The sequence below is a fragment of the Chelativorans sp. J32 genome, assembly GCF_000518985.1.
Lineage (GTDB): Bacteria > Pseudomonadota > Alphaproteobacteria > Rhizobiales > Rhizobiaceae > Chelativorans.
In genome coordinates this window covers 295,963-308,587 of record NZ_JAEQ01000003.1, presented here as the reverse complement: position 1 = coordinate 308,587, position 12,625 = coordinate 295,963, and the positions used below count along the sequence as shown (strand labels likewise).

Genomic DNA, 12,625 nt, shown 5'->3' with positions numbered 1-12,625 from the left:
GGCCAAATCCAGCGTCGTCAGGCCCAAGTCCGCTATGGATCCTTTCAGGTCTGTGCGAAAGCGGATGCTCAGCCGATCGGCGGCGGATCGACCGCGAAGCCGCGCTCTGCCCTGCGGCAGAGATAAACCTCGCGCTCCGGATGCTCGACGATCTCGAAGCCGCTGTTGCGCAGCATCGCCTCGACCGCCGCACGGTTTGGAAAAAACCAGTTCGTCGGGTCACCCGTGTAGCGATGTTCGATGAAATGGAGCTTCGGAACGTCGGGCCGATAGAATAGATTCTCCTCCGAAAAGGGATAATCCTCCTCAATATCCGCTATCGCGTCGGATCCTCTTTGAAGGCACTGGAAGAGCATCTGATCCTTCGCGACATGTTCGTAGATGAGGTCAAGCGCCAGCAACGGGTGCCGCAAATGATAGAGGACGCCCATGAAGATCACCAGGTCGAACTTCTCCTTCAGCCGCCCGATCTCGTAGACGGACATCTGCTGGAACTCGACATCCGCACCCAACTGTTCAGCGGCGAATTCTGCCTGCCGCAGGTAATGAGGATCGCTGTCGATGCCGAGCACGCGGCCGGCATTCCTCCGCTTCATCTCGATCGCGTAGAACCCAGCATTGCAGCCGATATCGAGAACGGAGCGTCCTTCCAAGTCCTCCGGAATGATATGCGCGAAGCTCTGCCATTTGAAATTTGGATAGTCTCCCAGGAAGTGGTCAGGAGCTGTTTCGATGCCTCCGATGGTCATGTTCTGGAACCACGGACCGAGTTCGGCGATCCGCCGCGCAATATCGTTCTGAAATGCCGTGTTCATCTTATGCTGTGTTCCTCATCCAGGGCTGTCTCCCCTCAATCCGGAGGCGGCGAACACGGAGAGACGGCGCGGTCGTGCCCGCCTCTCCGGCTGCGCAAGGATTCAGCTAAGTCTTTGCTGCCCGCGCAGAAAAACTTCCCAGCCATGAGAATGTTCCGCTACCGCAAGCGAGCTAGACGGCTAACGAGCAATCCCCGGTATGCCGCTAAACAGGTCAGAGAAGGTCGCGCGCGGCGAGATTGCGCATGAGTGCAGCGGCTCCAAAGGTCCATTCCGCGCATTCGGTCGAAAGACGCACCGTATTCCTGAGAACTCCCAGCTTCTCGTTCGAGATGCTCACCACATCTCCGATCTTGTGCGTGAAGCCCTGACCCGGCACATCGCGATCCTCTATGGGCGCAAACAGCGTTCCGAGAAACAGCACCAGTCCATCGGGATACTGGTGATGCCGTCCGATGGTCTGCGAGACGAGATCGAGCGGATCGCGGCTGATCTCCTTCATCGAGCTACGACCCTTGAGGACGAAACCGTCCTTCCCCTCGACCAGAAGCCGGAGTTCGGCGCTGCGCACATCCTCGATGCCATAAGCATCATCGAACAGGCGGATGAACGGCCCGATCGCGCAGGAGGCGTTGTTGTCCTTAGCCTTGCCCAGCAGCAGAGCGGACCGGCCCTCCACGTCGCGCAGATTGACATCATTGCCGAGCGCCGCCCCCTTCACCCGGCCACGACTGTCGACCGCCAGCACCACCTCGGGCTCGGGATTGTTCCATCGGGATACAGGATGGAGGCCTACGGCCGCTCCCCACCCCACCGAAGACATGGGTTGACCCTTGGTGAAAACCTCCGCATCCGGCCCGATTCCGACTTCGAGATACTGAGACCAGACACCTTCTTCGATCAGCGCCTGCTTCACGCGCGCGGCCTCTGGTGACCCGGGCACGAGGTTGTGCAAGGAAGCGCCAATAATCTCCCCCACGCGCATACGAATGGCCGCTGCCCTTGCCGGGTCGCCCGCTGCCCTCTCCTCGATCACCCGCTCGATCATAGAGCGGGCGAAAGTCACGCCGCATGCCTTTACCGCCTGCAGATCACAAGGCGCGAGCAGGTGAAGTGCGTCGGCTCCTCCTTCGAGCGAGTTGGCGGCGATTTCCTCGACCGAACCGAGATCCCTCCCGTCTGCGCCTTCAAGGAAGGAGACAGGATCCTCCATCTCGAGGAGATCGCGCATCGTCGGTGCCTGGCGGGATGTGATGTCGAGAAGACGCCCCTCACGCAGCGTCACGATCGAAGGCCCAAGGACATCCGGGCGCCATACGCGCCCGACGAAATGTCCGCAGTTCATTTCCTCGGTTTGCAAGGTCATCGCGCTACCTCCCAACAGTCTCCCGCCAGCGACCCTACACTTACAAGACTCGCTTCGAAAGACTGGCTGATTTTGGCGCAAGTTCCGCAGGGAAAGCTTTGCAGCGCCCGCCCAAAGGTCTAAACAGACTCCATTCGCCGCGGACCACGTCCGCCATCAGCCGAAATCGAGGATACGATGACGACTCACACACCTCCCTATCGCGCCGATCATGTCGGTTCTCTCCTGCGCCCGGCAGCCGTGAAGGAAGCGCGGAAGAAATTTTACGAGGACAAGTCCATTTCGGCGGAAGAGCTCAAGAATGTGGAAGATGCCGCCGTTACCGACATCGTGAAGATGCAGCAGAACATCGGCTTTCAGGTCGTGACCGATGGTGAACTGCGCCGCTCCTTTTGGCACTATGACTTCATGGGCGATCTCGAAGGCCTGGATCTGGTGGAGCGCGAGGGACAGCAGGGACTCCAGTTCCACGGCGCCAGCGTGCGTCCGGTGTTCCCGACCATTACCAGCCGGCTGGACTTCCCTGACGACCACCCGATGCTCGATCACTTCAAGTATCTTGCTTCGGTGACGAAGGTCACGCCGAAGATCTCCATCCCCGGCCCGAGCTGCTGCCATTTCCGCGTGGCCAAGGCCGACATCCTGCCCAAGGAATACCAGGATCTGGAGGTACTCTTCGCGGATCTCGCCCGCACCTATGCCAAGGCGGTGCAGAAGTTCTACGAAGCCGGCTGCCGGTATCTGCAGACGGATGACATCTATTTCGCCTATCTCTGCGATCCGAAGATTCGCGAGGAGAAAAAGGCCGACGGCCTCGATCCCGATTGGCTGATCGACAGATACGCCTGGATGATGCATGAGGCGATCAAGGACCGGCCGGCGGACATGGTGATCGGCATGCATATGTGCCGCGGCAATTTCCGCTCCACCTGGGTGGCCGAGGGCGCCTACGATCCGGCAGCCGATGCCATTTTCAACAAGACCGGCGTCGACATCTATTTCATGGAATACGACACCGAGCGTGCGGGTGGGCTTGAGCCGCTGCGCCTTCTGCCCAAGGGCAAAAAGCGCGTTCTGCCGGGCTTCATCAGCACCAAGGTGCCGGAGCTTGAGTCCCTGGACGATCTTAAGCGCAAGTTCGACGCCGCGAGCAAATATGCCGATCTCGACCAGCTCGGCATCGCACCGCAATGCGGCTTCTCTTCGACCGAAGAGGGCAACAAGATCACCGAGGATGACCAGAAGCGGAAGCTGGAACTGGTGATCAAGACCGCGGAAGCAATCTGGGGAGAAGTGTAAGCAAAAGGGCGCAGCGCGAGAAGAGCCGCGCCCAGGTTCAATTCATAAGCCGGGCAGCATGCTGCCCGGCTTTTTGTTGGTCCTTGTTTGGGGACAACGCACAAACGAAGCCGACTAACGCCGGGCCGCCGGCACTGTTCCTGCTGCTGCATCGGCACGGCGATCGGACAACGATCGAGCGCTCGATGCAGCGTAGCACCCTATGCGTTCGGGTGGGCACTCGGCGCGGCATTGTGCCAGGCCGTCGGATCAAGATTGAGGTCCTTGAACTTTTCCGGCACCAGCACCGGGCGGTCCACACCGGCTTTCAGCTGCTCGCGAAAATCCCGCAGGATGCGCATGGCGACAGGAAAGAGCATCATGATCGCAAGCAGGTTCACCAAAGCCAGGAGCCCCATCAGCGGGTCGGAGAAGAAGAAGACCGCCGTTGCTCCCGGCGCGGTGGCGCCCAGAAACACAAGCACGACCACTGCTAATCGCAGCGCATGGATCATGACCGGGTGCGAGGTCATGACGGTCAGCGCGTTCTCGCCCAGATAGTAGTTGTACATGATGGAACTGAAGGAGAAGAGCAGGATCGAGAAGGTCAGGAAATATTTCGACCATTCCCCGACATGGGATACGAGGGATTGCTGCGTCAGCACCACGCCGTCGATATGCGCAGCCCCGGGCACGTAGACGTCGCTGAGCAGAATGATGAAGGCCGTGCACGAGCACACGATGATCGTATCGATGAACACCGAGAACGACTGGGTGATGCCCTGGCTGATCGGGTGGCGCACATCCGCCGTCGCCGCCACATTGGGCGCGGAACCGAGCCCTGCCTCATTCGAGAAAAGCCCGCGCCGCAAACCCTGAGCGATCGCGGCTCCCATGCCGCCGCTTACAGCCTGCTCGAAGCCGAAGGCATTGGTTACGATCGTCCACAGAACATGCGGCAACTCGGTGATATTGAGCAGGATGATCACCAATGTCATCGCGATGTAACCAAGCGCCATAACGGGAACGACGATATCGGCCGCCTTGGCAATTCGCCTGATGCCGCCATAAACGATGAACCCCGTGATGGCGGCCAGCAGAAGGGCGGTCCATAGCCGCTCGATTCCAAGGCTATCCTCGACCGCGCCGGCAAAGGTGTTGCCCTGAAATGCATTGAATCCCAGCCCGAAGGCGGCGATCAGGCAGACTGCGTATAGAATGGCGAGCCAACGATACTGCTCCCCGAGGCCGTATATGATATATCCTGCCGGCCCGCCGCGAAAGGTCCCATCCCCGACGGAGCGTTTGAAGAGCTGCGCCAGGGATGCCTCGACAAGGCTGGTGGCCATTCCCACGACCGCTATCGCCCACATCCAGAACACCGCGCCAGGGCCACCCCGTTATCGCTACGGCCACGCCGGCTATATTGCCTCCCCCAACACGCCCGCCAACCGACATCAACAGTGCCTCGCGGGCGCTGATAGCGTTCGGGTCGGCACTTTGAACTTTCGACGACAGAACCCGAAACATCCGGCCGAAATATGCCAGCTGGACGAAGCCGCTCGCCACGGTGATGAACAGGCCGAACACCACCAGAATGGGGACAAGCGACCAACCCCAGGTCAAACTTTCGATGAGCTCGAAGAACTTCACAATTAAGTTCACAGTGCGTATCTCCGATAACAAATTGATTTTGCATAACCATCGGACCCCATTCGGCATCCGCGGGGGACCGTATACTTTACAAACGGTATCCTGCGATAGTCGCATATGTATGTCTGAGGAAAAATTATAAGCGCCTGGTTAGGCTTCCATCGACCGCATCATATCACGGTGACGAAGGCGATATCCTTATCCATCGCTATATCGCAGATGGAACAGCACAGGCAGCGTGCATCGCTTATGGACGTTTGTGAGGCGCGCGAATTTGCCAGCAGTTGCTCTTGTTTAGCCCTTCCGGTTACCAAATCTCTGCTGCGTCGGCGCCTTCCCTGAATGGAGGCTTGCAGCTTGAGGCGACAAATGCCCCGCACCCATGCCGACCGTCTGGCGCCGGCAGGGAAAGCCGCGTACCGCCTCCACGGGGCGGTTGCTGAGGAACGCTTCTTCAGTCGGATGCGGTCATCCGGCCCGCGCGATCTTGCCGCTGGCTACCCCGAGGTGCCGGTCCATGGCGGAAGCATCCGCGAGAAGCGACGCGCTGTCGCCTTTCCAGGCGATCGCACCGCGCTCCAGCACCACCGCATGATCGGTGAGCGGCAGGACCTTGCGAGCCTTCTGCTCGATGATGATCGCCGACATCCCCTCGCCCGAAATGATCTTGCGCAACGCCGCGAGCAATTCGTCGACGATGACGGGAGCCAGGCCTTCAAGCGGCTCATCGAGAAGCAGCAATTTCGGATTCAGCATCAATGCGCGAGCAATCGCCAGCATTTGCTGTTCGCCGCCGGAAAGGTGATTGCCAAGATTGCCTCTCCGTTCCTTGAGGCGCGGAAACATCGTGTAAGCGCGTTCCATGTTCCATGGACCCGGCCGGGCTATGGCCGTCAGATTCTCCTCAACCGTCAGCGAACGGAAAATATTGCGTTCCTGGGGCACCCAGCCGATTCCCGCCGCGGCGCGCTTCTCGGGCTTCATGCGCGTGATGTCGGCCCCCGCGAAATGGATCCTGCCGGAATGGAGCGTCGTAACACCGGCGATTGTGTCCACGAGGGTGGTCTTGCCGGTACCGTTGCGGCCCAGCAGCGCCAGCGATTCGCCTTCTCCAAGCGTAAGATCGATCTCGGAAAGAACGCGCGCTTCGCCGTAGCCGGCAACAAGCTTTTCGATGCGCAGAAGCTCGGCCATCAGGCATCCTCTCCAAGATAGATGGCCTTCACGCGCGGATCGGCAGCGATCTCAGCCACCGTGCCTTCGGTAAAGAGCGCGCCGGAAACCAGAACGGAGATCCGGTCTGCAAAGGAAAAGACGAGATCCATGTCGTGCTCGATCAGAACGACGGTCACATCCGATGGCAGTGCGCGCACGATCGCAAGCACCTCATGACGCTCTTCCTCCGGCACACCGGCCGCGGGCTCGTCCAGAAGAAGCACGCGCGGCTTGGCGGCAAAGGCAAGCGCCATCTCCAGCAGCCGCTGCTTCCCGTAAGGCAGGCGGGATGTGCGCTCTCCCATCACGTCGGAAAGGCCGAACCGCTCCAGAAGCGCGGCAGCCTCGTCAACCACCTGCGGATATCGGACGAGGGGTTTCCAGGCGGAAGCGCCCAGCTGTTCCCGCTCGTTGATGGCCAATACCACTGCTTCAAGCGGCGTGAATTCCGGAAAGAGCTGATTGACCTGGAATGTGCGCGCCAAGCCCCGGCGCACGCGCTGGTGCGGAGGAAGGTCGGTAATGTCCTCTCCCTGCAGGATAACGCGTCCCGATGTGGGTTTCAGCGCTCCGGTCAGCAAGTTGATGAGCGTGGTCTTGCCTGCACCATTCGGGCCTATCAGAGCATGCCGGGCGCCCTGCTCCACCGAGAGCGAGACGTCGTTGGTTGCGACAAAGCCGCCGAAGCGCTTCATCAGATTGCGGGTTTGGAGCACGGCGCTCATTGGCCGCCTCCAATCTTCGGTCCCGGGCGCCAATTGGCGGCGCGGGCGAGAGCCCGCTGGATCGGTGCCGGCAGGAACGTGTGCCAGCGGGTGATGTTCTCACGGCCGACCATGACGATGATCACCAGAACCAAGCCTATCCAGAACATCCAGTATTGAGGCGTGATGACGGAAAACCAATCGCGCAGCAGAGTGAAGATGATCGCGCCGATGATCCCGCCATAGAGGTATCCCACGCCGCCCAGCACCAGCACCAGGAGCACATCTGCCGACCGGTGGAATGCAAGCACGTCCGGCGAGACGAAACTGGTCGTCTGCGTGAGAAGGGCGCCGGCAAATCCCGCATAGACCGCAGCGATCGTATAGATCACGACGATCCGGCTCTTGGCCGGCACACCCACCATCGCCGCACGGACGCGGTTGCCCTGGACGGCCTTCAACGACAGGCCGAACGGTGAGTTGACGATCCTCCGGGCCGCCCAGGTGGCGAGGAAGAGCACGACGAGCGAATAGATGTAACCGGTGCGCCCCCAAAGATCGAATTCGAAGAGCCCGAGGATCGGCCCCACCGTGAAACCTGAAAGCCCGTCTGCGCCTCCGGTCAGCCACGCCATCTGGTTTGCAAGCTCGGCAAGCATGAGTGCGATGCCCAGCGTGGTCATAAGCCGCGTAAGATCGGAGCCGCGCAGCACGAGGAAACTCGTGACGAAGCCGAGGAGCCCGCTTACAAGCCCTGCCACCAGCAATCCGGTGACCGGTTCGGGAAAGAAGTGCATCGCGAAGAGCCCGGCCACATAGGCGCCGAGCCCGAAGAAGGCGCCATGGCCCAGCGAAACGATGCCCGCATAACCGAGCACCAGATCCAGCGACACCGCAAAAAGAGCGAGAATTGCAATCTCGGTGAGAAGCAAGGCCTTGGAAGGCAGCATGAAAATGAGCGCGATGGCGACGAGCCAAAGCACGATCTCGTAGGCCCGCCAAGCGTTGCGCCGGCGCAGTTGCGTTGCAGCCACATGCTCGGGGCCGGTGCTGGAAACGGCCGCCGTGGTTTCCCCGATCACTGTCATCGACCGCCCTCACGCGCGAAGAGGCCATGGGGCCTGAGCACAAGCATAATGACCATCACCGCATAAATGACAAATGCGCCGATCTCGGGCACGTAATACTTGCCTGCCACATCGGCGATGCCCAGGAGCAATGCGGCGAGGAAGGGGCCGGTAATGGTCGACGTGCCGCCGACGGTCACCACGATGAGGAAATAGACCATGAACTTAAGCGGAAAATTGGGGTCGAGCCCAAGGATTTCCGCTCCCATCGCACCGCCAAGGCCCGCGAGGCCGGAACCAGCGGCAAAGGTGAGCGCAAAGACCGTCGAGACATTGATGCCAAGTCCACGCGCGACGCGACCGTCATCGACAGCGGCGCGGAGTTGGCTGCCGAATCGTGTCTTCGTCAGAGCGAGTTGCAGGGCGACGACCAGCACGGCGCAGACGATGGTTATGAAGAGCCGATACCGGCCAACGCCGATGCCGAAGATCTCCGTGCGTCCGCTCAATTCCGGCGGCAAATGGATGAGTTGCTGCTGGCCGCCCATGAAATATTGCACGGCAGCCACCGACATGAAAACGAGGCCCACCGAGAACAACACCTGATCGAGGTGGGAAGCCGAATAGAGACGGCGGTAGAGCGTCCGCTCCAGCACGACGCCCACGACCGCCATGGCGAGGAACGCAATGGGCAGGCAGAGATAGAAGGAGACGCCGTAGCGGTTCATCAATACGACGGTGATGTATCCGCCGGCCATCGCGAATGCGCCATGCGCCAGGTTGATGAAGTTCATCAGCCCCAGCGTGATGGCAAGCCCCACGGCGATGATGAAGAGCAGCATTCCATAAGCAATGCCGTCGAACAGGATGGTCAGCATAATACCGCCCGGCGTTCACAAGAAACGGCGGGGAGCTTTCTCCCCGCCGCAATAGATGACACGGTTTCCTATTGGTCGGAAGTCTTGGCCGGATCCTTCACAGCCTCATAGGTCGCGAACTCCACATTGTAGAGCTCTCCGTCGACTTCCTTGACCTCGCGCATATAGATGTTCTGGATAATCTCACGCGTTTCGGGATCGATGGAGACCGGGCCGCGCGGGCTCGTCCAGGAAAGGCCCTTCATCGCTTCGATCAGGGCATCGCCGGTAGCGTCGCCCCCGGTCTTCTCAAGCGCCGCATAGACGAGATGCATGGCGTCATACCCGCCGACCGACATGAAATTGGGGCGCATATCCGGATAGGCAGCCTTGTAAGCTTCGACATAAGCCTTGTTTTCCGGGCTATCATGTGCCGTCGAATAATGCTGGCCGGTGATGGCGCCGAGCGCCGGCTTGCCCATGTCGTTCAGGATATCATCGTCGGTCACGTCACCCGTCGCGATGAGCTTGATGCCCGCGTCCGCCAGGCCACGATCAGCGAACTGCTTCATGAACAACGAGCCGACACCGGAAGGAAGGAACACGAAGATGGCGTCCGGATCCGCGTCGCGTACCCGTTGCAGGTAGGGCGCGAAGTCCGGATTCTGCAGCGGCACGCGGACTGCTTCGACGATCTCGCCGCCCTTGGCGGTAAACTCCTTCGTGAACCAGGTTTCCGCGTCGATCCCCGGACCGTAGTCCGAAACGAGCGTGACAACGCGCTTGATGTCGTTTTCGGTGGCCCAGGTCGCCACCGGCACCGCCGCCTGCGGCAGCGTGAAGCTCGAGCGGACATAGTAGTCGGACTGCTCGGTGATCGAGGATGTAGCGGCCGATGTGATGATGGCAGGGATCTTCGCCTGGCCGATCACGGGCGCGACCGCGAGCGCAAGCGGCGTCAGACCGAAGCCGGCAAGCACGCTCACTCCATCATTGACGACGAGTTCCTGTGCAATGCGGCGGGTCTGGTCGGCAGTGCCCGCATCGTCACGCAGGATGAGCTCGATCTTCTTGCCGGCAACCGTGTCGCCGTGCATCGCCATATAGGTCCGCGCGCCGGCTTCCACCTGGCGCCCTGTCGAGGCGAAGGGCCCCGTCATGGGCACGATCAGCCCGACCTTGACGGTCTCCTGCGCGAAAGTGGGCGCGCCTGCCAGCGCCGAAGCGGCAAGGCCTGCCGCTGCAATCAACATTCTTCTTGTGATCATCGCTTCCTCCACTCGGTTTTTGTCAGCGGTGAAATCCTGCACCGCCTTTGTCTGATTCCGGCACGGACCGGAAGGGAAAAGGTTCTAGGCGGAGACCAGCGCCAGCCCCGGAACACGGGGGATCAGGCTGCGGTCTTCGCCCAACACGAATTCCATGTTCTGGCGCGCGAGCCGTGCGTGCTCGCGTGCAAGCGCCTCCGCCCTGCTTCCTTCGCGCATTTCTATGGCGGCAACGATCTCCCTATGCTGCCATTGCGCCCGCACGAGCGAAAGCCGGAATGCCAGCACATCCTCCTGTTTTTCCAGGAAGGCGCTGGGCGAGGCGAAGGGCAGCCGGCCGGCCCGCTCCACCTCGCGGCGCATCATCTCGCTTCCAGGAAGCTCGGCCAGGGCGGCATGGAACTCCGCATTGAGCTCCACATACTGGTCGAACAGCATGTCTTCCGGCCTGTCCCGGAAGCACTTGTCGAGATCCGCCACGAGCTGCTTGATCGCCTTCATCTTGGCCGGCATCACGCCGCGCTCGGCGGCAAGGCGGGCCGCCGTTCCTTCCATGACGCCGCGCAGCTCTATGGCGTCGAACACGTCCGCCATCGAGAAGCTTCGCACCGAATATCCGCCGGAAGGAATCTGCTCAAGCAACCCCTCCTGCTCAAGCCGCGCGAGGGCAGCCCGCAGGGGTGTCCGCGAAATGCCGAGCCGCTCTGCAAGCGCAGCTTCCGAAAGCCGTTCACCCGGCGCGACCCGGCCGCCGAGCACGAGATCGCGCACGCCGAGAAGCGCCTTGAAGGTCTGACTGTCCCGTTTTCCGTCCGCCGCCCGTCTCATCGGCCTGGCGCCTCGAACCCCTTTGCATACCGCCCGCTTTCGGGCCCACCCCGAAAGCGCAGAGTATCTCGTGTGTACAGTTCTTCAAGCATCTGTCTAACCGTCACAGGGGCGATTCCGGCCGTGCACCAGAACCGCCCCCAACTTTTGGCAGTCTCAGACGCCCTGCTTCGTGCGCCAGCTCTCGGCGTAGTTCTCACGGGCGTCGCGCGAATAGGGCACCGGCGCAACCTTCACGCGGATCTCGAGCTGCTTGTGGCGTTCCACGGTGGTCTTCTGCGAACCGCCATTGGCCTCTGGCTCGCCCCAGACGAGCGTGAGCACGTCGCCCACCTGGATATCCGGATCGACGGTACCGAGCGACAGCATCGAGCGCTCGTTGAAGCTGTAGCCCGAGAACATCGAGAAGCCCACGGTCTTACCGTTCTTCATCACCGCGTCGTAATTGGCGGAAGCGTAGTTGGAAAGCGGAAGGTCGATATATTTGTAGTTCTCGATGCCCGGCTCCATCATGGAGCGGAATACCTTCGCCACGTCATCCGCATTCCACGCAAAGGTCACCTTCTTGCGCTGCGGTTGGCCTGCGATCTTCTCGAGCGCCTCGCGGCCGATGAAGTCGTGATCGAATTTCACGAACGGACCGTAGCCGAGTTCATAAGGCGTGACATAATAGTCCTCGATCCTCTCGGACACGAAGCTGCCGCCGATCGAGCCGGTGGCCTCGTAACTGTCCGCGGGAAGCCACTCGCGATAAGCTTTCATCTCCGGATCCGTGTAGACGGCCGGCAGCGGCGAGGGAATCCAGCCCGATTCGAGGGTGTTCGTGGCATAGGCGCGCGATCCCACGGGCACGATGCCGAACTCCGCACCTGCTTCCAGGATTGCGGCGCGGACTTCCTCACCTTCCTCATAGGGTCCCCAGAGCTCCAGGCCCGGGGCCCCGGACATACCGTGGCGCAGGCACCGGACCCGGCGCTTGCCGATATTGATCTCGCCCATATTGAAGAATTTGATTTCGGGGATCGGCCCGCCATTCAGCTTCTCGAGAATCTTCCAGGCATTCGGGCCCTGCACCTGGTAGCGATAGCGACGGCGCAGCACCGGCTTGCCCATCGGGCGCGAAGGCGAGCGGTCGTCGCGATCGAAGGTCAGGTTATAGCCGCCGGTCTCGGCATGGAACTGCACCCAGTTGATGGTTGGTGCACGTCCGACCATCAGGAACTGCTCTTCTGCCAGGCGGAACAGGATCACGTCGCCGATCACGTGCCCGCTATAGCTGACTGGCACGAACTGCTTGGCGCGATTCACCGGGAAGTTTTCGATGCTGTTGATACCGAGACGGCCGATGAGCTTCAGCGCGTCCGGCCCTTCCAGCATGATCTCCGCCATGTGGTGCGACTGGTCGAAAAGCACGGCGGTCTTGCGCCAGGCAGCTTGCTCGTCCCGCCAGTTGGTGAACTCGGCCGGCACCACCGGATAGACATAGGCGCCGATCTGCGAGTTGCGCAGCATCTCCACGGGATTGCTCGCGCTCTTCAGCTTCTCTTCCAGGTTTTTCACTGCCATTATTTCCT

10 protein-coding genes and 1 pseudogene are annotated in these 12,625 nt (G+C 60.9%); 1 reads left to right on the top strand and 10 read right to left on the bottom strand.

The features are described 5' to 3' along the window. Nucleotides 1-68 precede the first annotated feature (68 nt). Together CHEJ32_RS0107030 and CHEJ32_RS0107025 are read right to left on the bottom strand one after the other, a co-directional pair. Nucleotides 69-815: a TIGR04290 family methyltransferase gene (locus tag CHEJ32_RS0107030; protein ID WP_028033229.1), complete on the bottom strand. Its 747-nt coding sequence runs from the start codon at nucleotides 813-815 to the stop codon at nucleotides 69-71. Nucleotides 816-1,029: 214 nt separating this feature from the next. Continuing rightward, nucleotides 1,030-2,181 (bottom strand): fumarylacetoacetate hydrolase family protein, encoded by a 1,152-nt coding sequence (locus CHEJ32_RS0107025; protein ID WP_028033228.1) that lies wholly within the window; start codon nucleotides 2,179-2,181, stop codon nucleotides 1,030-1,032. 177 nt (nucleotides 2,182-2,358) lie between these two features. On the opposite strand from CHEJ32_RS0107025, the gene CHEJ32_RS0107020 reads away from it, so the two are divergent. Next, nucleotides 2,359-3,480: a 5-methyltetrahydropteroyltriglutamate--homocysteine S-methyltransferase gene (locus tag CHEJ32_RS0107020; protein WP_028033227.1), complete on the top strand. Its 1,122-nt coding sequence runs from the start codon at nucleotides 2,359-2,361 to the stop codon at nucleotides 3,478-3,480. 200 nt (nucleotides 3,481-3,680) lie between these two features. Here the strand turns inward: CHEJ32_RS0107020 and CHEJ32_RS24110 are convergent. From CHEJ32_RS24110 to CHEJ32_RS0106980, 8 genes and pseudogenes are all read right to left on the bottom strand, one after another. Further along, nucleotides 3,681-5,124, bottom strand: a pseudogene (locus tag CHEJ32_RS24110) (alanine/glycine:cation symporter family protein). A gap of 456 nt (nucleotides 5,125-5,580) precedes the next feature. Continuing rightward, on the bottom strand, nucleotides 5,581-6,306 hold the full coding sequence (locus CHEJ32_RS0107010; RefSeq protein ID WP_028033226.1) for an ABC transporter ATP-binding protein: 726 nt from the start codon (nucleotides 6,304-6,306) through the stop codon (nucleotides 5,581-5,583). Then, nucleotides 6,306-7,052, bottom strand: a complete 747-nt coding sequence (locus tag CHEJ32_RS0107005) for an ABC transporter ATP-binding protein (RefSeq protein WP_028033225.1) — start codon at nucleotides 7,050-7,052, stop codon at nucleotides 6,306-6,308. Before CHEJ32_RS0107005 ends, CHEJ32_RS0107010 begins: the two co-directional genes overlap by 1 nt. Then, nucleotides 7,049-8,119, bottom strand: coding sequence for a branched-chain amino acid ABC transporter permease (locus tag CHEJ32_RS0107000; protein WP_084032710.1), 1,071 nt, complete (start codon nucleotides 8,117-8,119; stop codon nucleotides 7,049-7,051). Before CHEJ32_RS0107000 ends, CHEJ32_RS0107005 begins: the two co-directional genes overlap by 4 nt. After that, on the bottom strand, nucleotides 8,116-8,976 hold the full coding sequence (locus tag CHEJ32_RS0106995) for a branched-chain amino acid ABC transporter permease (RefSeq protein WP_028033223.1): 861 nt from the start codon (nucleotides 8,974-8,976) through the stop codon (nucleotides 8,116-8,118). The genes CHEJ32_RS0107000 and CHEJ32_RS0106995 overlap by 4 nt, the downstream gene beginning before the upstream one ends. Nucleotides 8,977-9,044: 68 nt before the next feature. Continuing rightward, nucleotides 9,045-10,223: an ABC transporter substrate-binding protein gene (locus tag CHEJ32_RS0106990; protein WP_028033222.1), complete on the bottom strand. Its 1,179-nt coding sequence runs from the start codon at nucleotides 10,221-10,223 to the stop codon at nucleotides 9,045-9,047. Nucleotides 10,224-10,307: 84 nt separating this feature from the next. Further along, nucleotides 10,308-11,051, bottom strand: a complete 744-nt coding sequence (locus tag CHEJ32_RS0106985) for a GntR family transcriptional regulator (RefSeq protein WP_028033221.1) — start codon at nucleotides 11,049-11,051, stop codon at nucleotides 10,308-10,310. Nucleotides 11,052-11,207: 156 nt separating this feature from the next. Further along, nucleotides 11,208-12,617 carry an aminomethyltransferase family protein gene (locus tag CHEJ32_RS0106980; RefSeq protein WP_028033220.1) on the bottom strand — a complete coding sequence of 470 codons (1,410 nt, stop codon included), beginning with the start codon at nucleotides 12,615-12,617 and terminating at the stop codon, nucleotides 11,208-11,210. Nucleotides 12,618-12,625: the final 8 nt, after the last annotated feature.

Excerpts from the sequence above, each read along its gene's own strand:
- CHEJ32_RS0107030 (WP_028033229.1), bottom strand. The coding sequence starts at position 815 with ATGAACACGGCATTTCAGAACGATATTGCGCGGCGGATCGCCGAACTC.
- CHEJ32_RS0107025 (WP_028033228.1), bottom strand. The coding sequence starts at position 2,181 with ATGACCTTGCAAACCGAGGAAATGAACTGCGGACATTTCGTCGGGCGC.
- CHEJ32_RS0107020 (WP_028033227.1), top strand. The coding sequence starts at position 2,359 with ATGACGACTCACACACCTCCCTATCGCGCCGATCATGTCGGTTCTCTC.
- CHEJ32_RS0107010 (WP_028033226.1), bottom strand. The coding sequence starts at position 6,306 with ATGGCCGAGCTTCTGCGCATCGAAAAGCTTGTTGCCGGCTACGGCGAA.
- CHEJ32_RS0107005 (WP_028033225.1), bottom strand. The coding sequence starts at position 7,052 with ATGAGCGCCGTGCTCCAAACCCGCAATCTGATGAAGCGCTTCGGCGGC.
- CHEJ32_RS0107000 (WP_084032710.1), bottom strand. The coding sequence starts at position 8,119 with ATGACAGTGATCGGGGAAACCACGGCGGCCGTTTCCAGCACCGGCCCC.
- CHEJ32_RS0106995 (WP_028033223.1), bottom strand. The coding sequence starts at position 8,976 with ATGCTGACCATCCTGTTCGACGGCATTGCTTATGGAATGCTGCTCTTC.
- CHEJ32_RS0106990 (WP_028033222.1), bottom strand. The coding sequence starts at position 10,223 with ATGATCACAAGAAGAATGTTGATTGCAGCGGCAGGCCTTGCCGCTTCG.
- CHEJ32_RS0106985 (WP_028033221.1), bottom strand. The coding sequence starts at position 11,051 with ATGAGACGGGCGGCGGACGGAAAACGGGACAGTCAGACCTTCAAGGCG.
- CHEJ32_RS0106980 (WP_028033220.1), bottom strand. The coding sequence starts at position 12,617 with ATGGCAGTGAAAAACCTGGAAGAGAAGCTGAAGAGCGCGAGCAATCCC.